The 22,537-nt window shown below is 66.1% G+C and carries 21 protein-coding genes; 11 read left to right on the forward strand and 10 right to left on the reverse strand.

Annotated elements, in window-relative coordinates:
• Positions 1-4: 4 nt before the first annotated feature.
• Positions 5-1,147, reverse strand: coding sequence for an acyl-CoA dehydrogenase family protein (locus tag GQY20_RS29120; protein WP_157220690.1), 1,143 nt, complete (start codon positions 1,145-1,147; stop codon positions 5-7).
• A gap of 18 nt (positions 1,148-1,165) precedes the next feature.
• Positions 1,166-2,380: an acyl-CoA dehydrogenase family protein gene (locus GQY20_RS29125; protein ID WP_157220691.1), complete on the reverse strand. Its 1,215-nt coding sequence runs from the start codon at positions 2,378-2,380 to the stop codon at positions 1,166-1,168.
• 954 nt (positions 2,381-3,334) lie between these two features.
• On the opposite strand from GQY20_RS29125, the gene GQY20_RS29130 reads away from it, so the two are divergent.
• Positions 3,335-3,844, forward strand: coding sequence for an alpha-ketoglutarate-dependent dioxygenase AlkB (locus tag GQY20_RS29130; RefSeq protein WP_408641150.1), 510 nt, complete (start codon positions 3,335-3,337; stop codon positions 3,842-3,844).
• A gap of 247 nt (positions 3,845-4,091) precedes the next feature.
• Here GQY20_RS29130 and GQY20_RS32330 read toward each other — a convergent pair whose 3' ends face one another.
• Positions 4,092-4,385: a hypothetical protein gene (locus GQY20_RS32330; RefSeq protein ID WP_198351274.1), complete on the reverse strand. Its 294-nt coding sequence runs from the start codon at positions 4,383-4,385 to the stop codon at positions 4,092-4,094.
• Between the two features lie 369 nt (positions 4,386-4,754).
• Between GQY20_RS32330 and GQY20_RS29135 the strand changes: the two genes are divergently transcribed.
• From GQY20_RS29135 to GQY20_RS29155, 5 genes are all read left to right on the forward strand, one after another.
• Entirely contained in the window at positions 4,755-5,204 is a 450-nt protein-coding gene (locus GQY20_RS29135; protein ID WP_198351275.1) for a (2Fe-2S)-binding protein, read from the forward strand.
• Complete coding sequence (locus GQY20_RS29140; RefSeq protein WP_157220692.1) at positions 5,188-7,365, forward strand: xanthine dehydrogenase family protein molybdopterin-binding subunit; 2,178 nt, start codon at positions 5,188-5,190, stop codon at positions 7,363-7,365. The genes GQY20_RS29135 and GQY20_RS29140 overlap by 17 nt, the downstream gene beginning before the upstream one ends.
• 3 nt (positions 7,366-7,368) lie before the next feature.
• On the forward strand, positions 7,369-8,697 hold the full coding sequence (locus GQY20_RS29145) for a cytochrome c (RefSeq protein WP_232476315.1): 1,329 nt from the start codon (positions 7,369-7,371) through the stop codon (positions 8,695-8,697).
• Between the two features lie 272 nt (positions 8,698-8,969).
• Positions 8,970-9,455, forward strand: a complete 486-nt coding sequence (locus GQY20_RS29150; protein WP_157220693.1) for a nuclear transport factor 2 family protein — start codon at positions 8,970-8,972, stop codon at positions 9,453-9,455.
• Entirely contained in the window at positions 9,455-10,237 is a 783-nt protein-coding gene (locus GQY20_RS29155) for an SDR family NAD(P)-dependent oxidoreductase (protein ID WP_157220694.1), read from the forward strand. Before GQY20_RS29150 ends, GQY20_RS29155 begins: the two co-directional genes overlap by 1 nt.
• A 10-nt stretch (positions 10,238-10,247) precedes the next feature.
• On the opposite strand, the gene GQY20_RS29160 is transcribed toward GQY20_RS29155, so the two are convergent.
• Positions 10,248-11,474 (reverse strand): acetyl-CoA C-acetyltransferase, encoded by a 1,227-nt coding sequence (locus tag GQY20_RS29160; protein WP_157220695.1) that lies wholly within the window; start codon positions 11,472-11,474, stop codon positions 10,248-10,250.
• A 257-nt stretch (positions 11,475-11,731) separates the two neighbouring features.
• Between GQY20_RS29160 and GQY20_RS29165 the strand changes: the two genes are divergently transcribed.
• Positions 11,732-13,942 carry a TonB-dependent receptor gene (locus tag GQY20_RS29165; RefSeq protein ID WP_157220696.1) on the forward strand — a complete coding sequence of 737 codons (2,211 nt, stop codon included), beginning with the start codon at positions 11,732-11,734 and terminating at the stop codon, positions 13,940-13,942.
• Between the two features lie 81 nt (positions 13,943-14,023).
• Positions 14,024-15,235, forward strand: a complete 1,212-nt coding sequence (locus GQY20_RS29170; RefSeq protein ID WP_157220697.1) for a cytochrome P450 — start codon at positions 14,024-14,026, stop codon at positions 15,233-15,235.
• A 78-nt stretch (positions 15,236-15,313) separates the two neighbouring features.
• On the opposite strand, the gene GQY20_RS29175 is transcribed toward GQY20_RS29170, so the two are convergent.
• Genes GQY20_RS29175 through GQY20_RS29190 form a run of 4 tightly spaced genes read right to left on the reverse strand, consistent with a single transcriptional unit; the run spans position 15,314 to position 17,307 of the window.
• Complete coding sequence (locus GQY20_RS29175; RefSeq protein WP_157220698.1) at positions 15,314-16,084, reverse strand: SDR family NAD(P)-dependent oxidoreductase; 771 nt, start codon at positions 16,082-16,084, stop codon at positions 15,314-15,316.
• Between the two features lie 55 nt (positions 16,085-16,139).
• The gene (locus GQY20_RS32900; RefSeq protein ID WP_157220699.1) at positions 16,140-16,526 is read right to left on the reverse strand and encodes an SDR family oxidoreductase; all 387 of its coding nucleotides are present in this window, start codon (positions 16,524-16,526) and stop codon (positions 16,140-16,142) included.
• Positions 16,526-16,810, reverse strand: a complete 285-nt coding sequence (locus tag GQY20_RS32905) for an SDR family oxidoreductase (protein WP_157220700.1) — start codon at positions 16,808-16,810, stop codon at positions 16,526-16,528. The genes GQY20_RS32900 and GQY20_RS32905 overlap by 1 nt, the downstream gene beginning before the upstream one ends.
• 17 nt (positions 16,811-16,827) lie before the next feature.
• The gene (locus tag GQY20_RS29190) at positions 16,828-17,307 is read right to left on the reverse strand and encodes a PaaI family thioesterase (RefSeq protein WP_157220701.1); all 480 of its coding nucleotides are present in this window, start codon (positions 17,305-17,307) and stop codon (positions 16,828-16,830) included.
• A 153-nt stretch (positions 17,308-17,460) separates the two neighbouring features.
• Between GQY20_RS29190 and GQY20_RS29195 the strand changes: the two genes are divergently transcribed.
• Genes GQY20_RS29195 through GQY20_RS29205 form a run of 3 tightly spaced genes read left to right on the forward strand, consistent with a single transcriptional unit; the run spans position 17,461 to position 20,627 of the window.
• On the forward strand, positions 17,461-17,895 hold the full coding sequence (locus tag GQY20_RS29195) for a Zn-ribbon domain-containing OB-fold protein (protein WP_198351276.1): 435 nt from the start codon (positions 17,461-17,463) through the stop codon (positions 17,893-17,895).
• 46 nt (positions 17,896-17,941) lie between these two features.
• A complete protein-coding gene (locus tag GQY20_RS29200) occupies positions 17,942-19,108 on the forward strand; it encodes a thiolase C-terminal domain-containing protein (RefSeq protein WP_157220703.1) in 1,167 nt (388 codons plus the stop codon).
• Position 19,109: 1 nt separating this feature from the next.
• Positions 19,110-20,627 carry a class I adenylate-forming enzyme family protein gene (locus GQY20_RS29205; protein ID WP_157220704.1) on the forward strand — a complete coding sequence of 506 codons (1,518 nt, stop codon included), beginning with the start codon at positions 19,110-19,112 and terminating at the stop codon, positions 20,625-20,627.
• A gap of 36 nt (positions 20,628-20,663) precedes the next feature.
• Here the strand turns inward: GQY20_RS29205 and GQY20_RS29210 are convergent, their stop codons facing one another.
• Positions 20,664-21,245: a metallophosphoesterase family protein gene (locus GQY20_RS29210; protein ID WP_157220705.1), complete on the reverse strand. Its 582-nt coding sequence runs from the start codon at positions 21,243-21,245 to the stop codon at positions 20,664-20,666.
• A gap of 6 nt (positions 21,246-21,251) precedes the next feature.
• Positions 21,252-22,436, reverse strand: coding sequence for an enoyl-CoA hydratase-related protein (locus GQY20_RS29215; protein ID WP_232476316.1), 1,185 nt, complete (start codon positions 22,434-22,436; stop codon positions 21,252-21,254).
• Positions 22,437-22,537: the final 101 nt, after the last annotated feature.

The raw sequence follows: 22,537 nt of genomic DNA on the forward strand, positions 1-22,537 counted from the left end.
CGCGTCAGCCCCGTGGCAGCCCGAGGCCGCGTTGCGCGACCAGATCGAGCTGGATCTCGTTGGTCCCGCCGGTGATCCCGGCCGGAATGTTGATGCGATAATAATCCTCGAGCAGCGGATCGCCCCCGGCGAGGCAGTCCGGCACGAATTCGCCGAGGAAGTTCATGAGGTCGCTCACCGCCTCCAGCGAGGCGATGCGCGACAGGTTCGCATCGGTGGTGGCGGGCAGCCGGTGCACGCGCTGGTCGATCACCCGGTAGGTGAGCAGCCGTGCGCCCTCGAACCGGGCGGCGATCGATCCGGCGCGCGACCGGACGATCGGATCATCGTCCCATCGCCCCTCCGCCTTGAGCTGCTCGACGGCGAGCTCCAGCGCCAGCAGACCGGTATGATAGCGCGGCACGCCGACCCGCTCGTAGCTGAGCGCATAGGTCACGATCTTCCACGCCTCGCCCTCCTCGCCGACCCGATTCTGGACCGGCACCCGGACGTCGGTGAAGAACACCTCGTTGAGGTGGCCGTCCTTGATCACGCCGGGGAAGGAGGTGATGGAGATGCCCGGCGTATCCATCGGCACGAGCAGGATCGAGATGTCCTTGCGGGTCGGCCCGGTGCGCGCGAGCAGGAAGCACCAGTCGGCGGTGCGCGCATAGGATGTCCAGATCTTGGATCCGTTGACGACATAATGGTCGCCGTCGCGCTCGGCGCGGGTGCGCAGCGCGGCGAGGTCGGTGCCGGCATTGGGCTCGGAAAAGCCCTGGCACCAGATCACCTTGCCGCTGGCGATGCCCTTCACATGCTGGTCCTTCTGGGCCTCGCTCCCATAGGCCATCAGCGTCGGGCCGATCCAGTTGACGTTCATATATTGCGGCCCGCGCGGCTCGCCGGCGCCCTTCATCTCCTCGCCGAGGATGAAATGCTCCCAGTCCGGGCTCTCGTTGCCGCCATATTCGCGCGGCCAATGCGGCACCAGCAGGCCGCGTTCGGCCAGCTTCGCGCAGAATTCGCGCGAAAAATGGACCTGCAGGTCGGAGGCGTAGCTCTCCGGCACGTAGGTCTCGTCCCAATCCGCCGGCAGCAGCTCGTCGAGCGCGGCCTTCACCCGCTCGCGATACTGCTCCTGTTCCGGCGCCCAGCCAAATTCCATCGACGCTATCCCCCGGGTTCAGCCGGCCGCGGCCGGCTGTGGCTCGCGCGGCAGCTTCAGCCCGCGCTCGGCCACGATATTGCGTTGAATCTCGGAGCTGCCGCCGGAGATCGTCCAGGCCCAGGAATAGAGATAATCCTGCATCCAGTAGCCGGTCTCGTTGGCGCCGCCCATCAGCACCGGCTGGAGATACTGGCCGGCGACGCCGCCCAAGGTGACGCCGAGGGCGGTGAAGTCGCGCAGCAGCTCGCTATAGTAGATCTTGATGATCGACGGCTCGGTGCCCGTCTTCGCGCCGCGCAGCACCTGGGTCAGGAGGTCGTTGATCAGCAGCCGCAGCGCCTGGATGCGCGCATGGATGTCGACCAGCCGGCGGCGGATCTCGTCGTCGTCGATCAGCCGGCCGCCGAGCGGCGCCTCGGCCTGCGCGGCGTCGAGCAGCAGGCGGAAGCCGACGCGCATCCGCTCGGCCAGCTCCAGGATGGTGAGGCCGCGTTCGGAGGCGAGCGTCGATTGCGCCACCGCCCAGCCGCCATGTTCCGGGCCGATCAGGTTTTCGGCCGGGATCTCGACATCGTCGAGGAACAGCTCGTTGAAGTGCGAGGCCCCGGTCATCTGCTTGATCGGGCGCAGCGTGACGCCCGGCGTCTTCATGTCGAGGATGAAATAGGAAATGCCGCGCGTCTTGGTCGCCTTGGGGTCGGTGCGCGCGAGCAGCAGGCAATAATGCGCGTGGTGCGCGTTGGACGACCAGGTCTTCTGGCCGTTCACCACATAGACGTCGCCGCGCCGCTCCGCGCGGGTGCGCAGGCTCGCGAGGTCCGATCCGGCATTGGGTTCGGAAAAGCCCTGGCACCAGATCTCGTCGCCCGAGAGCACCGCCGGCAGATGCCGCTCGCGCTGCGCCTGCGTGCCCCATTCGAGCAGCGTTCCCGGCACATGATGGAGCGCGATGAAGTAGAGGATCAGGCGCGGCGCGCCGGCGCGGGCGATCTCTTCGTAGAGCACGATCTGCTGCGCGAAGGTGAAGCCGCTGCCGCCCCATGTCTTCGGCCAGTGCGGCGCACCGTAGCCGCCTTCCATCATCGTGCGGAACCATGCCTTCTGGAAGGCGACATGCTCCTCCTCCGAGGCGCCCAGCATGCGCTGCTGCCAGTCGGCCGGCAGATGCGCGGCCAGCCAGGCGCGCACCTCGGCCCGGAAGGGTTCCAGCTCTCTCAGTTCGTCGAGCATGTCCGTCTCACGCTGCGGCGCGCACGGCCGCGCATGCCGCCGGCACCCTCTCTTTCAACATTAAACCCAACGGATTGGAGCACGAAGTCCTTCCTCCCCAGCCGGACGCTGACTGCCGGTTCGACCGCGCATGTTGTGCGATTAACGGCCGCATGTTCGATATGGGGTCATCCATGAGAAGACCCCTCCTGTCAAGCAGCATGCCAGCCCCCTGCCCCTTTTGGTCGTTTTTCGTACGTTCGAGCTTTATCGCATCACCATTCCACGAGACACCCAAGTCCGCCGGTGAGCCGGGATGGCTTGCGGCGGAATTCCGGCGGATCGACGCACCGCCGAGCGCTTCGCCTCGCAGGCCGTGCAGCCGGCATTCTACCGGCTGTCCATCAGGCAATCGTCGCCGCGATCTTCGTCGTCGCGACCCATCACGGCTCGACCCACAGGCGGGACACGCTTCGGTCATCGACCGATAGGAAGCAGGCCGAGCGGATGGCAGCTCAATCGCGTGTGAAGACAAGGAACGGAGCGCGCCCGCTCATGAAGCCGACCACCCTCCCGTCCAACATCCTCGATCGGCAATGCAGGATCATGACTGACCACGCATATTTTCCCTCCCATCGCCCCATCGCCTCGCATCGCAGACGTCCTGCAACGGGCACGCGTCATCGGCCGGATCGAAGCGTGGGAGACCGGCCCGGACCGCCTCTCGACGGGCGGAGAACCGCGTTCCAGCGGCGGGGCCGACCAGCATTTGATGAGATCCCGGCCAAGGCGACCAACTCCGCGCGCGAGGGCCGTCATATATTCGTCCACCCGTTCATCGAGGCAGGCCATGTCTGATCTGTTCGCAGGACATCCCGGGTCGGGTCGGCGAGGGAAGCGATCGCGGACGGCGCCGTCCCGCTGCGCGGATTCGCGCGGCCCGATGAGGCCGATCTGCTCGCCGCGCTCCATGCCATCCTCGGCGCGTCGCCTTTCCGGCACATGACGACACCGGGCGGCTATATGATGTCGGTCGCGACGACCAATTGTGGCACGGCCGGCTGGGTCACGGATCGGACCGGCTATCGTTACGACAGGATAGATCCTCAGACGGGATCGCCATGGCCAGCCATGCCCGACTGCTTCTTGCAACTCGCCGGCGCCGCAGCCGATGTCGCTGGGGCTACGGGCGCAGGCGAGCGCTCCTTGCACGAGAGCAGAGAACCGCCGCTGCCCCGGGGGCGAAAAGCCGTCGGGAACCGCCGCGTGACGCCATGCGACCCTCGCTCGCCGCTCGAAACCGCGGACGATCTCGCCCGTGCTGTGATCACGCTGTCAAACGGCGCGCGCGTGCGTCTCGGCGAGATCGCAACGATCACCGAAGCCACCGCGTACCGATCGGAGAACCAACCTTATCGATGCAGACCTTCGCGCAGGAATTCCGGCTCTATACAAATCACCAAGATGGATCATGTCGGACGATGACGGGCATGGGCGCATGTCAATTGGCCGGATCGAGGCACGGATGGCGTGCCGAAGCGATGATGCCGGATGCTGCGAAGACTGATCTCGGTCCTTTTCGGCCGAATCCATGGCGGAGGAACAGGGGCGACCAGAGACGTAGCCATCGGCGCGTGTGCGCTGGACGACCTTGCCGGTACTTCCCGCTTTTGAGCACTCCGCCCGCGCGGCGAAGGCGGGGCAGGTCGACGACCCGCCCCTTGCGCGATGCCTACCAGCAGCGCCGGACGCGACGGTGATGATGCCAGACGGTGCGGCAATGACGGTTGTTGTGCCAGCGATCCCGGCGGTGCCGCCGTCCCTGATGATGCCAGCCGCCATGTCGGTTGTGCGCCATCCGGTCTCGACGGTCTCCGCGACCGCCCCGGTGCGATCCGCCTCGATCGCCCTGGCCCCGCGGTCCATGGGCCATCGGCCCCGGCGCAGCTTGCGCGAAGGAGGGCGCGACAAATCCCAGCGCCGCTACGGCGAACATTTTCGCCGTGACGAGATGTCCGATCTTCATCCAATCTCTCCTGTTTTGTTGAAATGCGGGCAGATGCCATGCGTGCGGCAGCTGCTTATCGGAGTGGTTCGAATCGCCGCGGAACCGATGGTGCTCCCTTCCCAAGGGAATACCAGCCGCAAGATCGCTCCGAAATGGAGATGGCCCGGTAGGGGGCTGCTTCCGTTTCCCACCTTCAGAGAGACAGAGGCATCACTCGGGAGTCCTCCTTGCGAACGGGCGACCTATTTGCCCTTCTTCCCGGACCTTTGGAGGTGTAGGCTCCAAGCCAAGTCGATGATGCGCCAGGCCCATCCATCCGGCGATGCCATGGAGCGTCCGAGCCATGAAGGACAAATAGAACGGCCGACGTCCAAAAGGGGAGCAGCAATGGACCTCAAGATCAATGGCGCGAACCATCAGGTCGATGTGCCGGATGATATGCCGCTGCTCTGGGTGATACGCGACGTGCTCGGCATGACCGGCACCAAGTTCGGCTGCGGCATTGCCCAATGCGGCGCCTGCACGGTCCACGTCGATGGCATCGCGATACGCTCCTGCCAATTGCCGGTCGGCACGGTCGGCGGGCGGGCGATCACCACGATCGAGGGCATCGGCGACACGTCCGCCGGCGCGAAGATCCAGAAGGCGTGGATCGAGCTGGAGGTCATCCAGTGCGGCTATTGCCAGCCGGGACAGATCATGTCGGCCGCCGCCCTGCTCGCGGCGAACCCGCAGCCCGACGATGACGCGATCGACGCGGCGATGGCCGGCAATCTCTGTCGCTGCGGCACCTATGTCCGCATCCGTGAGGGGATCAAGCATGCCGCCCGCGCCTGAGGCCGCGACCGGCCTGCCGCGGCGTGCGGTGCTTTACGGCGGAGCCGCGCTCACCGCCGGCCTGCTGATCGGCATCGAGCTGCCCTGGGGCGCCGCCCGCGCGGACGAGGCGGTACCGGCCGGAAAACGCTTCAACGCCTTCATCCATATCGCGCCCGACGATCGAGTGACCTTCACATTGCCCGCGGTGGAGATGGGCCAGGGCGTCTATACCTCGCAGGCCCAGTGCATCGCCGAGGAGCTCGACGTCGCGCTCGACGCGGTGATCGCCGCTCACGCCCCACCCGATCAGGCCAATTACGGCAGCCCGGTGTTCGTCGTCCAAGCGACCGGCGGCTCGACCACGACGATGGCCTGGAGCGGGCCGCTGCGGAAAGCCGGCGCGACCGCCCGCGCGATGCTGGTTGCAGCCGCCGCCGCGAGATGGCGGGTCGATGCCGGCAGCCTCACCACCGAAAGCGGCGTGATCGCCCATGGGCCGAGCGGGCGGTCGATTCGGTATGGCGAGGTGGCCGATGCCGCCTCCCGGCTTTCCCCGCCCACCGAGATCAAGCTCAAGGAGCCCGCGCAGTTCCGCCTGATCGGCAAGCCGATGCATCGCATCGACACGCCGGACAAGGCGGCCGGCAAGACGGTCTATGGCATCGACAGGATGTTGCCGGGGATGAAATTCGCCACGCTGATGGCCTCGCCGGTACTCGGCGGCAAGGTCGGCTCGGTCGACCAGTCGAAGGCGCTCGCCGTTCCGGGCGTCGCGCAGGTGGTGGTGCTCGACGATCTCGTCGCGGTGGTCGCGGGCAACACCTGGACGGCGATGCAGGGGCTGAACGCGCTCGCGATCGAATGGGCGCCCGGCACCAATGCCGGCCTCGATCAGGCACAGCTCTGGACGAATCTCGAAAAGGCGTCGCTTGGGCCGGGCGTGGTCGCCAAGCGGCAGGGCGATGCTCCGGCCAAGCTCAGGGACGGCGACGTGTTCGAGGAGAGCTACGAACTGCCCTATCTCGCCCATGCGCCGATGGAGATGACCAACTGCACCGTCCACGTGCATGACGGCGGCTGCGAGGTGTGGACGGGCACGCAGGTACCCGGCTTTGCCCAGACCGGCGCCGCGAAGGCGCTGGGCATCGCCCCCGAAAAGGTGACGATCAACAACCATATGATCGGCGGCGGCTTCGGCCGCCGGCTCGAGGTCGACGGCGTCATCAAGGCGGTGCGCATCGCGGCCCATGTCGACGGGCCGGTGAAGGTGACCTGGTCGCGCGAGGAGGATATCCGCCAGCAACTCTATCGCCCACTCTATCATGAGCGGCTGAAGGCACGCGTGGAGAATGGCCGGATCATCGCCTGGCACCATCGCGTCACCGGCGGCTCGGTCATGGCGCATTGGCTGCCGCCGGCGTTCAAGGACGGGATCGACAGCGATGCGGTCGATGGCGCAACCGAAGTCCCTTATGCGGTCGGCGACAGGCTGGTCGAATATATCCGTCATGAAAGCGCCGTTCCCGTCGCCTTCTGGCGTGGCGTAGGGCCGAACGGCAGCATCTTCGCGATGGAATGCTTCCTGGACCTGATCGCGAGCAAGACGGGCGTCGATCCCCTCGCCTTCCGGCGCGGCATGCTGGACGGGACCCCCCGCGCGCTCGGCGTGCTGAACCTCGCGGCGGACAAAGCGGGCTGGGGAACGGCAGCGCCGCCTTCCCCCTTCGGCACGCGGCGCGGACGCGGAATCGCGCTGATGAACGCCTTCGGCAGTTTCCTTGCCGCGGTTGCCGATGTCGCGGTGAGCGACGCGGGCGACGTGCGCGTCACCCGCCTGGTGATCGCGGCCGACGTCGGCAAGGTCGTCAATCCCGACATCCTGGAAGCTCAAATCCAGGGAGGGGCCGTATTCGGGCTGTCGGCCGTCCTGTTCGGCAAGATCAGCTTTGCCGGCGGCCAGGTCGAGCAGGGCAATTTCAACGACTATCGCATCCTCCGCATCGACGAGATGCCGGCGATCGAGGTGCATGTCGTGCCGAGCACGGCGGATTTCGGTGGGATCGGCGAGCCAGGCACGGTCGTCACGCAGCCGGCCATCGCCAATGCCGTGTTCGCGGCTACCGGCGTGCAGCTCACGCGCATGCCGATCGATCGCGCGCTGATCGCGAAGGGGGCCTGACCGATGCGGATTCGCCGCGTTCTCGTCCTTATCGCCGGCGCCATCGTCGTCGCCGTGGCCGCTATCGTCGGCTGGATGGTCTTTCAGCCCGGCCCTTATGCCTTCGCGAAAGGAAGTCCGGTCGACCTCGCCGCCTATAAGGGGCGGCCGCCGACCGGTGTCCCGCCGGAACTCGCCCATGCCGATGCGGCGACGCGCGGCGAATATCTGATCCGCATGGCCGATTGCGAGGCATGCCATACCGCCAAGGGCGGATCGCGTTTTGCCGGCGGACGGCCGTTCGTGCTGCCGTTCGGCACCATCTACACGCCGAACCTCACCCCCGATCCCGATACCGGCATCGGCAAGTGGAGCGACGCCCAGTTCCTGAACGCCGTGCACAAAGGCATCGCGCCGGACGGCTCGCATTATTATCCAGCCTTCCCCTACGCCTCCTACACCATGCTGACCGATGCCGACGTGCTGGCGATCAAGGCCTATCTCTTCTCGCTGAAGCCGGTCCACCAGGCGAACAGGCCCAACACGTTCGGTTTCCCGGTCAACCAGCGCTGGCTGATGGCGATCTGGGCGCGGCTGTTCAATCCGGACCACCGCTTCCGCCCGGTGGAAGGACAGAGCGAGGCATGGAATCGTGGCGCCTATCTGGTGGAGGCCGCCGGCCATTGCGGCGAGTGCCACACGCCGCGCAATCTGCTGCAGGCGCTCGACCAGCGCCGCAAGTTCGCAGGCGGGGTCGCAGAGGGCTGGAATGCCTATAATATCAGCACCGACAGGAACGATGGCATCGGCGATTGGCCGCCGGACGACCTCGCCGTCTATCTTGCGGCCGGGCACGCCAAAGGGCGCGGCGTCGCCTCCGGCCCGATGGGCGAGGCGGTCGCGCTGAGCCTGGCACATCTGACGAAATCGGATATCGCCGCGATCGTCACCTATCTGCGCAGCGTGCCGGCCATGGCGAGCGGTCTGCCGAAGGCAGCCGGCCCGGCACCGGCGACGCCGAAGCTGGCAAACATCGACAATCCGGTCGGCAAGCGCCTGTTCGAGGGCAATTGCGTCGGCTGCCACGCTTGGACCGGCGCCGGAGCGGCCGCCGACCACGCCCGATTGACGGGCCTGCGCTCGGTGAACGATCCGAGCGCCGCCAATGTGGTGCAGATCATCCTCAACGGCCGTGGCAAGCCGGGCACGCCGAAGCCTTACATGCCGAGTTTCGCCCGATCCTATTCCGACGCCGAGATCGCGGCCGTGGCCAATTACATCACCGCACGTTTCGGCAGCACCCCGTCCAAGGTCACGCCGGCCGACGTTGCCGCCTTCCGCAAGGAAAACTGAAGCAAAGCGCGGGCCCGAGGACGACGGGCCGGGACGCGGCGATCGATCGGGCCAGGGCGCAGGGCACACCGGCTCCCCCACCCGACGCTCGGCCCGATCCAGCGGGACCCTGCGAAGCGCCCGCCTCCCTCGCGCGGCTTTCCACTTCGTCTTCGATCCCGGCAAGGACCCGCCAGGCGGGTGAGGCAAAGACGCCTTGCCCTTTTGAGCGTTTTTCGCACATATGGGCTTTATCGAGCCATCCATTCCCATCAAATGCCCGAAGGAAAATCATGGATCCGCTGCAACGGCTCATCGCGATCGAGGAGATCAAGGCATTGAAGGCGCGCTATTTCCGGTGCGTCGACAGCAAGGACTGGACCGGCCTCGAGGCCGTGTTCGCCCCGGACATCGTGTTCGACCGCACCTATAGCAGCAGCGTCCGCAATCCCGGGACAAGCGCATGGAACCCACCCCTGCCCAGTCCGGCCCGACTCGTCCGTGGCCGCGAGGCGGTGATGCAGATGGTGCGCGCCGCGGTCGAGACGCTGCGCACCGTCCACCACGGCCACATGCCCGAGATCGAGCTGGTCGACGAGACGCACGCCACCGGTATCTGGGCGATGGCCGACGAACTGCGCGCACCGGACGGCACGCTCATCCTCGCCGGACGCGGCCATTATCACGACCGCTACGAACGCCTTCCGCACGGCTGGGCGATCGTCCGCTCGGGCATCGTCCGGCTCGAGCTACTGCGCACCCCGGCGGGAGAGGCCTGATGGATATCGGAGTGAAGGGCCGACGCGCGATCGTGTGCGGCGCCAGCCGTGGCATCAGCCGTGCCGCGGCGAACCGGCTGGCAGCCGAGGGCGCGTTCGTCACGCTCATCGCCCGCACTGCGGATGCCCTTGCAGAGGCCGCGGCCGAGATCCACGCCGCCACGGGCGTGCCCACCGATTTCATCGCGACCGACCTAACCACGCCCGAGGGCCGCGCCGAGCTGATCGCGCGCAAGCCGGACGCGGATATCCTCGTCACCAATGCCGGCGTGCCGCAGCGCACGATCCGCTATCAGGATCTCACCCGCGAGGAATGGATCCGTTGGTTCGACGCACATTTCTTTTCCGCGATCGAACTCATCCACGCCTATGTGCCGGGGATGTGCGAGCGGCGCTTCGGCCGCATCGTCAACATCTCCGCCAATTTCATCAAATTCCCTCAGATCGGCGTCGCCCCCTCCCATTCGGCCCGCCTCGCGCTGGCCGGTGCGATCGCCGCGCTGGTGCGTGAGGTTGCGCCCTATAACGTCTCGATCAACAGCATCCTGCCCGGGCTGATCGACACCGAGGCGCTGCGCGCTGCGCTCGACGAGCGGGCGCGGGCGCGCGGTGTTCCCTATGAGATGGTGGAAGCCGAAGTCCGCAAGCGCACCGCCGCAGGGCGACTCGCCGACCCGACCGAGGCCGGCGATCTGATCGCAATGCTCGCCTCCGCCCAGATGGGCTATGTGACCGGGCAGAACATCGTCAACGACGGCGGTGCCTATGAGGGGCTGTTCTAACCCCTCACCCTCAGATCCGCTCGATGATCGTCGCGGGGGCGAGACCGCCCGCGGCGCACATCGTCACCATGCCGACGTTGAGGTCACGCCGCTCCATCTCGTCGAGCAGCGTACCCATCAGTACCGCGCCGGTCGCACCGATCGGGTGGCCGAGCGCCATCGCGCCGCCGTTCGCGTTCACCTTGGCGGGATCGATACCGAGATCGCGCATGAACTTGAGCGGCACCACGGCAAAAGCCTCATTGATCTCGAACAGATCAATGTCGCCGATCGTCATGCCGGCCTGGGCGAGCGCCTTCTTCGCGGCCGGCACCGAACCGTTGAGCATCAGGGTCGGATCGTCGCCGACCGTCACCAGCGCACGGACCCGGGCACGCGGCTTGAGCCCATGAGCCCGCGCATAATCAGGCGAAGCGAGCAGCAGCGCTGCGGCCCCGTCGACCACACCCGAGCTGGTCGCCGCGGTGTGCATGTAACGTATTTCGGTATCCGGATAGGCTTGGCGCAGCAGCGAGCCATAGCTGTTGCCCTCCGCATCGATCGCGCGATCGTAGAAAGCGGGAAAGGCGGGATTCAGCGCAGCCAGGCCTTCGGCCGTCGTTTGCGGGCGCGGATATTGCTCGCGATCGAGCAGCACGGCGCCATCCTCGTCCCGCACCGCGATCAGGCTGCGATCGAATCGGCCTTCGCGGATCGCGGCATCGGCACGGCGCTGGCTTTCGAGCGCCAGCCCATCGAGCGCCTCGCGCTCGAACCCCTCCAGCGTCGCGATCATATCGGCGCACAGGCCCTGATGCGGTTGCGGGACGCGCTTGCGCAGCGCGAGATTGCCCGAATCCATCATGAACTCGCGCGCGAGCGTACGTGTATGCGACATCTGCTCGACGCCGCCGGCGACGACCAGTTGCTGTGCGCCGGACATCAGGCCCATCGCAGCGAGATTCACCGCCGTCAGCCCCGATCCGCAGAAGCGGTCGAGCGAAAAGCCCGGAATCGTCGACGGCAGACCCGCATCGAGCACCGCCATCCGGGCGAGGTTCAGCCCCTGCCTTCCCTGCTGCGTGTTCACGCCCGCGATCACGTCGTCAATATCCGCCGAATCGGCGCCGGTCCGGTCGACCAGCGCGGCGAGCAAGATGGAAAAAAGACGTTGGGGATGAACCGAGGCGAGCGCACCGCTCTCCTTGCCCAGGCCGCGCGGCGTCCGCACCGCATCGACGATCCATGCTTCGCTCATCACCGGAGCACCTCCTTAATGGGTCGATTATCGCTCTTTAGTTCTATATTTGCCGCGTGATACGCTGGCTGGCAGGCGAGTCAAGCGGCGTTCCGAGGACTTCGACAGGGGGAAAACGCCCATATTGCTTGATTGCAACAGGTCATCAACGGAACGCAGGACGCGATTGACACTGTCCGAGACCCGGCATATGGCTCCGTCCGTACAACGAACGTATGAGCGATTATCGCTCATAACGAGAGGAAAGGGGAGGCCCCATGTCGTCTCATTCGATCATTCTTCGTCGCCGTATCCGTCTGACAGCGCAGACCGGCGCCGGCCTGATCGCCATCGCCCTCGCCACGGCCGCCCACGCGCAGACCGAGCAGGCCGCGCCGGCCACGCAGGAGGATTCCTCGGCGGCCGCGACACCGTCGCAGGAAATCGTCGTCACCGCCCAGAAGCGCTCCGAGAAGCTGCAGGACGTTCCGATCTCGATCACGGCCGTGACCGGGCCACAGCTCGGCAAAGTCGGCATCACGCAGGTCACTCAGCTGCAGCAATCCGTGCCGGCACTGCGGCTCAACTATTCCGGCAATACCATCCAGCCCTCGATCCGCGGTATCGGCAGCTCGGTGGCGGGCCCTGGCCTCTATTCGAATATTCCAGTCTATGTGGACGGATATTATATTTCGAGCCCGACCTCGTCCGACATCGGGCTCATCGACGTCCAGAGCGTCAGCGTGCTCAAGGGTCCGCAAGGTACCTTGTTCGGCCGCAACGCGACCGGCGGCGCGATCCAGATCACAACCCGGACGCCACAGCAGCAGACCGAGATCGAGGCCAGGATCAGCTATGAATCCTACAACCACTCGACGGCATCGGCCTATCTGACGGGCGGCATCACCCCGACGCTGGCAGCCAGCATCGCGGCCTCCTACGAACATGGCGACGGTTATCTGAAGAACATCGTCACCGGCGACGACAATGTCGGCGAGTTTCGCAAATGGTCAGTCCGACCCAAGATCCTGTGGACGCCGAGCGACAATCTGAGCTTCACGCTCGCTTATGCGCACACCTATTCGAGCGACCCGCTGCTCAATAGCACCAACGTGCGCGTCGATTCCAACGGCAGCCCGATGACGGCGGGAAACGTGATTCCGGGCAATATCATCGCGACCAAGCCTTACGAAATCTCTGCCGGCGCGCAGAATTCCAACAAGATCAAGACCGATTCGATCACTCTCACCAGCGCGCTCAAGATGGATTGGGCCGACCTGACCTCCTATACGGGCTATCGCAAGGACCGCGTCTCGCAGGCGCTGGAATATGACGCCACGCCGGCAGCGATCGACGCCGCCGCCTGGACAATTCCGGACAAGAGCTTCACCCAGGAGCTCAATCTCACGTCGAAGCCGGGTGGCCGTCTGTCCTGGGTGGTCGGTCTCTTCTATTATTGGGCGAGCGACGTCTATAATTACAGCCTGGCGACGACTGCCGAAGGCCCTCCCTACACGCCGCTGTTCACATCCAAGAACACGACGCGGTCCTATGCCGCCTATGCCGACGTGACCTATGAGGTGCTCGACAAGCTCTTCCTCACCGCCGGCGGCCGCTACAGCAAGGACGATATCAAGCTGGGCTTCACGCTGCTGGGCAGCGACTGGCAATCCGGCAGCACGTCGTTCAACAATTTCTCGCCGCGCGCCGTCATCCGCTACCAGCTCACGCCGCGTTCGAACGTCTATGCCTCCTACACCAAGGGCTACAAGTCGGGTGCGTTGCCGGGTTCCGCCTTCTCGTTCACGCCGGTGAAGCCCGAGAAGATCGACGCCTATGAGGTCGGATACAAGATCGCGAACAGCAAGCTGCGCTTCAATGTCGCCGGCTATTATTACAACTACAAGAACATCCAAGTCGCATCCTTCTTCGACAAGGGCGTCAGCGTTGTCCGCAACGCGGCATCGGCGCACATCTACGGCGTCGATGGCGACCTCTCCTACGCCGTGACGCCGGACTTCCACATCAATCTGAGCGGCGCCTATACCCATGCGAACTACAACAAGTTCGAGAATGCGATCGGCTACGAGCAGGATCTGGCGCCCGGCAGCGCTACCTATTCCCTGTTCGAGCCCATCAACGTCGATGCGAGCGGTTATCCCGTCTTGCAGACACCGCGTTTCGCCGGCTCGATCGGTGCAGACTATGGCTTCGGTCTCGCCGACGGGCGCATGGTCCTCAACGCCAACCTCTTCTATACGAGCCGCTTCTATTTCGATCAGGCAAAGCAGCTGCCCCAAAAGGGTTATGCCCTGCTGAACCTGCGCGCGACATGGACCGATCCGTCGGGTCACCTCGATCTGTCCGTCTATGCGACCAACGTGACCGACAAGGCATATCGGATCGCCAATTTCACCGACACGTTCGCCAGTCGCCAGGTATGGGGCGAGCCGCGGTCGATCGGCGGCTCGCTTACCTTCCACTACTGAGTGGCATGTCGGCCGCTCGCATGTGAATGGGCAAAGGGGGTGTCGTCGCAAGACGGCACCCCCCGTCAATTGGAGGCGCATATGGGTACGATCTCCCGGCAAGGCGTGCCGGATCATGTCCGCGACGACCAGATCGTCGATTATGACTATTTCGCCGACGATCGCGTCACCAGCGATCCGCAGCTGGAGCTCACGCAACTGCATGGCGAGGCGCCCGATATCTTCTATACTCCCCGTCAAGGCGGCTTCTGGGTGGTGACGCGCTACGAACTGATGTCCAGCATCCTGCGCGACACCAAACATTTCTCCAACCGCGAACTCGACATTCCGAAATCGGGCAGCACCAACGTGATGATCCCGCTCAACCTCGATCCGCCGGAGCATCTCGGCTACCGCATGGCGCTGATGCGGCATTTCGACCGCAAGCATGTCGCCGCGCTGGAGCCCAAGCTGCGCGCCTGGGCGAACCGGCTGATCGATCGCGTTATCGACAGCGGTGGATGCGAGTTCACCGAACAGGTGGGCGCGGCCTTCCCCGTTTCCGTCTTCATGGAGCTGATGGGATTGCCGCTCGACCGCTTCGAGCAGTTTCGCGAGATCGTGCACGAATATTTCGGCGGCACCACGGTGGAGCGCCGCATCGAACTCCAGAACATCATCATCGAGACGATGCGGGACTATTTTACGCGCCGGCGCGCAGAACCGCAGGACGATCTGATGAGCAAGCTCGTCAACGAACAGGTCAAGGGCCGCCCGTTGACCGATGAGGAACTGGATTCGATCGGCTTCCTGCTGTTCATCGCCGGACTCGACACGGTCGCCAATACTCTCACCTTCACCTGGCGCTATCTCGCCGAGCATCCCGAGCTGCAGGACCGGCTCGCCCGCGATCCCGAATCCTATACCGACTTCGTCGAGGAGGCGCTGCGGCGCTTCTCGATCGTCCAGCAGACGCGGCTGGTGAAGAAGGATTATGAATTCGCCGGCGTCCAGTTCCGCGAGGGCGACATGATCGCCTGTCCGCTCACGCTCGGCGGCATGGACGGCCGCCGCAACCCCGAACCGCAGAAATTCGACATCGACCGGCAGGATCGTGCCCATGTCGCCTTTTCGACCGGACCGCACACCTGCGTCGGCAATTTCCTGGCCCGCGCCGAAATGCGGGTGCTGGCCGAGGAGTGGATCCGCCGCATCCCCCGCTTCCGCATCAAGCCGGGCACCGAAGCCAAATGGCGGATGGGCGGCGTGATGGCGCTGTCCGACGTGTTCCTGGAGTGGCCGGTGGCGACTTGATCGCCATCCCGACACAAGTCGGGACGATGTCGATTCCCAATCCGTTCCAGGAGGAGCCTGGCGCTCCTCCTCCGTCCTTCACATCCGGATCGCGCCGTCCAGGCGCACATGCTCTCCGTTGAAATAGCTGTTGGCGCACATTTCGACGACGAGGCTGGCGAATTCCTCCGCCTTACCGAGCCGGCGCGGGAAAGGAACGCTGTCGCCGAGCTGCTTGCGCAGCTCGGGCCGCGCGGTGGCGAACAGGGGCGTGTCGAAAATGCCGGGCAGGATCGCGTTGACGCGGATGCCGTCCTTGCGCAGATCGCGCGCCACCGGCAGGGTGAGCCCGACGATGCCGTTCTTGGACGAGGCATAGGCCGCCTGCCCCGCCTGCCCGTCCTGCGCCGCAACCGAAGCGGTATTGACGATCGCGCCGCGCTCGCCATCCTCCATGGGATCGAGGCTCAGCATCCCGGCCGCCGACTTGGCGATGCAGCGGAAAGTGCCGATCAGGTTGATCTGCACGATGCGCTCGAACTGGTCGATCGGGAAATGGCTGATCTCGCCGGTCTCGCGCGAACGCTGCGCGGTCTTGAAGGTGTTGCCGCGCCCGGCGCAGTTGACCAGGATCCTTTCCTGTCCATGCGCCGCGCGGGCGGCCGCGAAGCCGGCATCGACCGAGTCATCGCTGGTCACGTCCACCTCGCAGAAGGTGCCGCCCAGCTCCGCGGCGACGGTTTCGCCCCGTTCGCGGTTCAGATCGAAGATCGCCACCTTCACCCCCCGCGCAGCCAGCGCCCGCGCCGTCGCCTCGCCCAGCCCGCTGGCGCCGCCCGTCACCACCGCGGCTGCTCCGTCCAACTTCATGCAAATCTCCGTCGCTACATTATCAGATAAAGAAGTGGCTTAGGCGCTTCCGCCGTCAGGCAGGCCGTTGCCGGCTCGGCCGCGCCGCGCGGATCGCCTCGACATCGGGCGGCCGACGCAGATGAAGGCCACCGTCGACATGGATGGTCTCCCCGGTGATCCAGGATGGCGTCGTCGCCAGCCAGGCGACCGCCTCGGCCACCTCGGCCGGCGTCGACGGCCGACCGAGCGGCATCTCGGCCGCGAATACCGCGCCTGCCGGCGAATCGAACAAGGCGTCGGCCGAAGGCGTGCGGATGGGGCCGGGGCATACCGCGTTCACCCGGATGCCGCGCGGCGCATATTCCAGCGCGGCATAGCGCACCAGCGTCTGCACCGCCGCCTTGGCGCCACCATAGGCGAAATATCCGGGCCAGGGATTGGTCGCCGCGATCGAGCTCATCAGCAGATGCTGCCCCCTTCGGACAGGCTGCGCGCGGCATGCTCGATCACGCCGCCGCCCAGATCGCGCGCCGCGGCGATGAAGGCGGTGACCTGCGCCTCGTCGGTGGCGTCGCAGGCGACCGGAGTACCGCCGATCTTCGCCGCCAGCCGTTCCAGGCTAGCAAGGCGCCGGGCACCGGCCACGACATGAAGGCCTTGCGCCGCCAGCGCCTCGGCGATCGTCCAGCCGGTGCCGCCTTCTTCGGACGCACCCAGCACCACCGCCGTTCCGCGACCGTCCATCCTCTTTCTCCCTCTCGCTATGCGCGCTCGACGCGCTTCGGCTGCAGCTTGAACACGCCGCTGCCACGCAGCACCGGCCCCTGCGGGCCGACCAGCATCGCCTGCGGAAAGCCGATCCGATGGGTCAGCCGCGGCACCTCCACCCGGCTTTCTATCCATTCGCCGAAATAGGCCGGGGCGAGATAATCGAGCGTCATGCTGATCGTGATCACCGGACTCGGCGCGCCCTCGGCGATGAGCCCACCAGCCAGGACGATATCGAAGAACGTGGCCAGCATGCCGCCATGGCAGACCATCCGCGGGTTGCAATGCTCCCGCCCAACGCGAAAGCCGAGTCGCACCCGCTCGCCGGGAAGCAGCGCTTCGCGCGTGGTGTAGAATGGGCCCGTGAAGTCGGTGAACGGGCCGCCACGCTCATAATCGCGCCAGATACGATCGGCAGGCGGGCCGGGCTCCTCCCCGATGTCCCGCCGCCACTCCACGCCGACACCCGCCAACCTGTTTCTCCCTTGGGCAGCATTGCGCGAACCGTTGTCAAAACGCTCCGGCTCGCCTAACATCGTACGTATGTAACATATTCGCACACATTGAATAGCTGATTCTGCGCCACAGTGCGGATATCGGCGGATTCAGCCGGGAGGGGCAGAATGATGGCCTATAGTTTCCTGCAGCATAAGATTATGGGCGCGATTGAAGCGGACGACGAATATTGGCGCTGGCTAGAGGAAGGCGAATTTCGCCTGCCGCGCTGCGCCTCGTGTCAGCATTGGACCTGGCCGGCGCATTTCCGGTGCGGCCGGTGCGGATCCTGGGAGTTCGAGTGGACCGCGATCGCGCCCGAGGGCCGCATCTTCTCGTGGACGCGCAGCTGGTACGCCTTCGATCGCGTGATGGAGCGCAAGAAGGACGTGCCCTATATCACGATCGTCACGGAGCTGCCGGCTGCGGGCGGGGCGCGCGTGATGGGCGTGCTGACCGGCGATACGAGCAACGTCCGGATCGGCATGGCGGTGCGCGGCACCATCCAACCGCCCTCGGCGAAGACCAAATTTTATCCGTCCGTCACCTGGGAGATCGTCCGCTGATCCTCGCGGGCCCGATCCACGACGTGATGATCCTGGGAGAGAGAAAGTGAGCAAGTTTCGCGGCGCCGCGGCTGTCGTCGGCATCGGCCAGACCCCTTATTACAAGCGTGGCACCTCGCCCGATCCGGAGCTGAAGCTCGCGCTGCGCGCGATCACCGCCGCGGCCGAGGATGCCGGCATCGACGTGCGCGACATCGACGGCTTCGTCTCCTACGCGTCCGAGCGCAGCGATCCGGCCAAGCTGATGCCAGCGCTCGGCACGCGCAACCTGCGCTTCGCCTCGCTCGCCTGGTTCCACGGCGGCGCGCTCCCCGCGACGCTGAACCTCGCGACCGGCGCGATCCTGTCGGGCCAGGCGGAGATCGTCGCCGTCTATCGCTCGATGGCGGAGAGCAGCAGCCAGCGCCTGCGGGTCGTCGTCGCGCAGAACGACACCTCGTCGCAATATCTGGTCAACGGTCTCGAATCCCCCGCGCAGATCCTCGCGCTGCGCGCGCAGCGCCTGATGGAGCATGACGGCGTGCCCCGCTCGGCGCTGTGGGCGACGGTGCAGGCCTCCTACCATCATGCGCGCAACAATCCGCATGCCTATGGCCGCAACACCGAGATGACCGAGGAGATCTACGAGAATGCCCGCCTGATATCCGAGCCCTATCGGCTGTTCGATTGCTCGCGCGAGAATGACGGCGCGGCCTGCGTGCTGGTCGTCTCGGCGGAACGGGCCAGGGACTTGAGGCAGAAACCCGCCTATATCCTCTCCGCGCCGATGGGCACGATGGAAGGCGGCGGCGCGCTGGAGGAGAATTGGCGGCCCTATTATGGCACGGCCGGCCATAAGGAGCTGGCGGCGCGGATGTGGGCGGAGGCCGGCTATGGGCCCCAGGATGTCGACGTGGCGCAAGTCTATATGAACATGACCTCGATGGGCATCGGATCGATGATCGACCATGGCTTCTTCACCACCGAGGAAGCCGGCGACTTCTGCCGGTTCGAGAATTTGATCGCCCCCTCCGGCAAACTGCCGATCAACACGTCGGGCGGCGATCTCGGCGAGGGCTTCATCCATGGCATGGGCCTGATCCCCGAGGCGGTGCGTCAGATCCGCGGCACCTCGGTCAACCAGGTGCCGGGCGCGAAACTCTCGCTCGTCACCGGCGGCCCCGGCGATATCGTCAGCAGCACGGGCCTGCTGGGCAGCGAGGAGACGCTCTGAGATGAGCTTCACGCTCACCAACGCCATCCGCTGGTGGGTCCGCGAGCATCCCACCCGCGTCGCGCTGGATTTCGATGGCGAAGAACTCAGCTATGCCGGGCTCTACGAATGGGCCGCGCGCGTCGCGGCGGCGTTGATCGCCGACGGGGTGAAGCCGGGCGACCGCGTATCGATCGTCGCGGCCAATACGTTGGACTATGCCGTGCTGATCGTCGCGATCATGCTGGCCGGCGGTATCCATGCGCCGCTCAGCTTCCGCTCGAGCGCACGCGAGCTGCGCCAGTCGCTCGACACGGTGACACCGACGCTGCTCTTCACCGACGCGGACCGCGAGGCGACGGCCCGCGAGGCGCTGGGCGAAACACCGGCCACGGCGCTACGCTCTCTCGCCGCGATCCGGCCGCTGCGCCAGGCAGCCGCCCCGCTGCCGGGCCTGCTGCACCACCCGCAACCGGACGAACCGCTGTTCATCATCGGAACCAGCGGATCGACCGGCACGCCCAAGGGCGTCGTCTACACGCACCGCTCGGTGATGACCTATGCCGCCGAGTTCGCGATCATGGAGCCACGCACCGGCAATGGCGGCAGCATCCTCGCCGCCGGTCCCTATAGCTCTACCTCGGGCACGCTGCTGCTGATGCAGTTCCTTTCGGTGGGGAACACCATCTACACGCAGAGCCGCTTCACGCCCGACATTGCGCTCGGCCTGCTGCAGGAAAAGAAGATCACCACCTTCCTCGCCTCGACCATCTTCTTCGAGCGGATCGCGGCACTGCCGGAATTTGCCAGGGCCGATCTTTCGACCATCGCCTTTGCCCAGATCAGCGGCGCACGGGTGAACCCGGCGATCTTGCAGGCCTATCGCGAGAAGGGCGTCGTGCTGCGCCCGGCCTATGGCTGCACCGAGGCCGGCGGCGCCTGGGCGGCGCGCGACGAGACCGCCTTTACCGAGCCGGAGAAATGCGGTCCCGGCGCGATGTTCAGCGAATTCGCGATATTGGGCGAGGATGGCGGCTTGGCGCCGGCCGGCACGCCAGGCGAGATACTGATCCGCAGCGCCAGCCTGTCGCAGGGCTATTGGAACAATCCGCAGGCCACCGCGGAAACGTTCCGCGACGGCTGGCTGCACACCGGCGACAAGGGCCTGCTGGACGAGCGTGGCAACCTGACCTTCATCGATCGCATCAAGGACATCATCATCTCGGGCGGGCTCAACATCTCAGCGATGGAGGTGGAAAGCGTGATCGCCGAGGTGCCGGGCGTCGCGGAGGTGGTGGTGCTCTCCGCTCGCGACGACCAGTTCGGCGAGACGCCGCTGGCGGTGGTGCATGGCGACGCGGGGGTGACGGTGGAGGCGATCATCGCCCACTGCAACGCGCATCTCGCCAATTACAAGGTACCCCGCTACGTCGCGATCGAAGACGAGCCGCTGCCGCGCATGGCCTCGGGCAAGATCTCGAAGATCCTGTTGCGGGAGAAATATCGGGATGCGCCGGACTTTCTGGCGAAGGTGCGGTAGAGGCGTCTTGGTTCGAACGGGTTTGGTGCGGTGAATTCAGTTCACCGGGGGAAGATCCTCGATCCGCGCCGCGCCCTCGGGCAGATCGAGCAGCGCGAAGCTGCGGATGAAGCCGGTTGCGGTCGGCCGGCCATGACCGATCGAGCCGGGGTTGACGATCAATTTGCCGTCGAGTTCCCCCACCACCGGCTCGTGCGTATGACCATAGAGGATGATGTCCGCCTCGCTCTCGGCAAAGCGCGGGAAGAGCCGGTGATTGGGCGTGACATAGGCATAGTCCGACGGCCACGACGTTGCGTGGACCATCTGGAGCCGGCGTCCTTCGACCGTGAGCATGTGCCGCTCGGGCAAGCCCGCAAGCCATGCCAGATCGTCCTGCTCGGCGACCCTGCCGCGCCGCGCCGCCGCGCCCGGCCCTTCCAGGAACATCGCGTCGTGATTGCCGCGGATCGCGATCGCATCGCGCTGGCGCAACATGCGCACTGTCTCGGCCGAGAAACGCGCCTCGTCGATGACGTCGCCGAGCACGAGCAGCCGGTCGATCGGCCCCATCCGCTCGAGCGCAAGGGCAAGGGCGTCGATCTGGCAATGAATGTCCGAGACGATGCCGATGCGCATCGGCCTTCAGCCGGCAGCCTTCTGCCGCTCCGCCCAGAAAGCGGGGCCGCCGCGCCAGGCCGGCCAGCGCGCGGCGCGAACCATCGCCACGTCGATATCGGAGGCGCGCGCCGCCACGCCTTCGGCCAGCAGCGCCTCGATCTCGGCCGCGAGCGGCGCGAACAGGCGGGCTTCGAGGGCTGCATCGGGCGTTCCGGCACCGTCGGACGGGGCAAGGAGGCCAGGCACCAGCGCGACGACAGCCTCCCGCGGCACGCCGGCCTCGACCAGCGTCTCGGCCGAGCGGCTGGCGACGCGCACCAGCCGTTCCACGATCAGCACCTCGGCCGCCTCCCGCCCTTCGCGACGCGCGGCGCGCTCCGCGAAAAAGAGGTGGCGCTGCGCGGCGGATTCCGGACTTGCGATCAGTTCGCGCGAGATGCTGCGTTCGCGGTCGAGCCCTTCGTCGAACGGCAGCGCGACCGCCGCCTCGATCGCGCGCAGCACGCCGTCGGCCGCCTTGAAGCCGATGAACAGCGCCGGATGAGCCGCGCGGAAATCGGCGAACACCGCCTGCGCACCCGCCCGATCGAGATCGGTCGCAAGATCGCGCACCCGGCGCAGCGGCGCGCCGATCCTGCTGCGGGCGAAGGCAATGGCTTCGGCCACCATTGCGGTCTCGCCGACCACCGCGTCGATCAGGCCGATGCGCAGCGCATCCGCCGCCCCGACAGGCTTGCCGAGCCCGATCATCTCCACCGCCGCCGCCACGCCGACGAGGCGCGGCACGCGCTGCGTACCCCCTGCCCCCGGCAGCAACCCCAACGCCACCTCCGGCAGGCCGACCTTCGCTGTGGGCACGGCGACGCGATAGTGGCAGGCCAATGCCAGCTCCAGCCCACCGCCGAGCGCAGTGCCGTGGAGCGCGGCGATGACCGGCTTGTCTGCGGCCTCCATCCTGTCCATCAGATCCCTGAGCAAAGGCGGCTCGATCGGCCGGTTGAGCTCGGTCACGTCCGCGCCGGCGAAGAAGGTGCGGCCAGCGCAGGCCAGCACCACCCCGGCGACCCTCGGATCAGCGAGCGCCTGCGAAAGCCCGTCGCGGATCGCGATCCGCACGCGATGGCTGAGTGCATTGACCGGAGGAGAATCGATCATGAGGAGCGCGACATCCTCTTCGACCTGCAGGTCGAGCACCGGCCTGCCCTCCATGGGATTCATCCTTCCTATGCGATTGGGGGAACGACTTGCTCCAGAGCATGACCCGAAAGCGCCGTCTTGGAGGAAGACCTACTTGACGACCGGGGGCCTAT

It is taken from the genome of Flavisphingomonas formosensis (genome assembly GCF_009755815.1).
Taxonomy (GTDB): Bacteria; Pseudomonadota; Alphaproteobacteria; order Sphingomonadales; family Sphingomonadaceae; genus Flavisphingomonas; species Flavisphingomonas formosensis.

Excerpts from the sequence above, each read along its gene's own strand:
- GQY20_RS29120 (WP_157220690.1), bottom strand. The coding sequence starts at position 1,147 with ATGGAATTTGGCTGGGCGCCGGAACAGGAGCAGTATCGCGAGCGGGTG.
- GQY20_RS29125 (WP_157220691.1), bottom strand. The coding sequence starts at position 2,380 with ATGCTCGACGAACTGAGAGAGCTGGAACCCTTCCGGGCCGAGGTGCGC.
- GQY20_RS32330 (WP_198351274.1), bottom strand. The coding sequence starts at position 4,385 with ATGAAGATCGGACATCTCGTCACGGCGAAAATGTTCGCCGTAGCGGCG.
- GQY20_RS29135 (WP_198351275.1), top strand. The coding sequence starts at position 4,755 with ATGGACCTCAAGATCAATGGCGCGAACCATCAGGTCGATGTGCCGGAT.
- GQY20_RS29140 (WP_157220692.1), top strand. The coding sequence starts at position 5,188 with ATGCCGCCCGCGCCTGAGGCCGCGACCGGCCTGCCGCGGCGTGCGGTG.
- GQY20_RS29145 (WP_232476315.1), top strand. The coding sequence starts at position 7,369 with ATGCGGATTCGCCGCGTTCTCGTCCTTATCGCCGGCGCCATCGTCGTC.
- GQY20_RS29150 (WP_157220693.1), top strand. The coding sequence starts at position 8,970 with ATGGATCCGCTGCAACGGCTCATCGCGATCGAGGAGATCAAGGCATTG.
- GQY20_RS29155 (WP_157220694.1), top strand. The coding sequence starts at position 9,455 with ATGGATATCGGAGTGAAGGGCCGACGCGCGATCGTGTGCGGCGCCAGC.
- GQY20_RS29160 (WP_157220695.1), bottom strand. The coding sequence starts at position 11,474 with ATGAGCGAAGCATGGATCGTCGATGCGGTGCGGACGCCGCGCGGCCTG.
- GQY20_RS29165 (WP_157220696.1), top strand. The coding sequence starts at position 11,732 with ATGTCGTCTCATTCGATCATTCTTCGTCGCCGTATCCGTCTGACAGCG.
- GQY20_RS29170 (WP_157220697.1), top strand. The coding sequence starts at position 14,024 with ATGGGTACGATCTCCCGGCAAGGCGTGCCGGATCATGTCCGCGACGAC.
- GQY20_RS29175 (WP_157220698.1), bottom strand. The coding sequence starts at position 16,084 with ATGAAGTTGGACGGAGCAGCCGCGGTGGTGACGGGCGGCGCCAGCGGG.
- GQY20_RS32900 (WP_157220699.1), bottom strand. The coding sequence starts at position 16,526 with ATGAGCTCGATCGCGGCGACCAATCCCTGGCCCGGATATTTCGCCTAT.
- GQY20_RS32905 (WP_157220700.1), bottom strand. The coding sequence starts at position 16,810 with ATGGACGGTCGCGGAACGGCGGTGGTGCTGGGTGCGTCCGAAGAAGGC.
- GQY20_RS29195 (WP_198351276.1), top strand. The coding sequence starts at position 17,461 with ATGGCCTATAGTTTCCTGCAGCATAAGATTATGGGCGCGATTGAAGCG.
- GQY20_RS29205 (WP_157220704.1), top strand. The coding sequence starts at position 19,110 with ATGAGCTTCACGCTCACCAACGCCATCCGCTGGTGGGTCCGCGAGCAT.
- GQY20_RS29210 (WP_157220705.1), bottom strand. The coding sequence starts at position 21,245 with ATGCGCATCGGCATCGTCTCGGACATTCATTGCCAGATCGACGCCCTT.
- GQY20_RS29215 (WP_232476316.1), bottom strand. The coding sequence starts at position 22,436 with ATGGAGGGCAGGCCGGTGCTCGACCTGCAGGTCGAAGAGGATGTCGCG.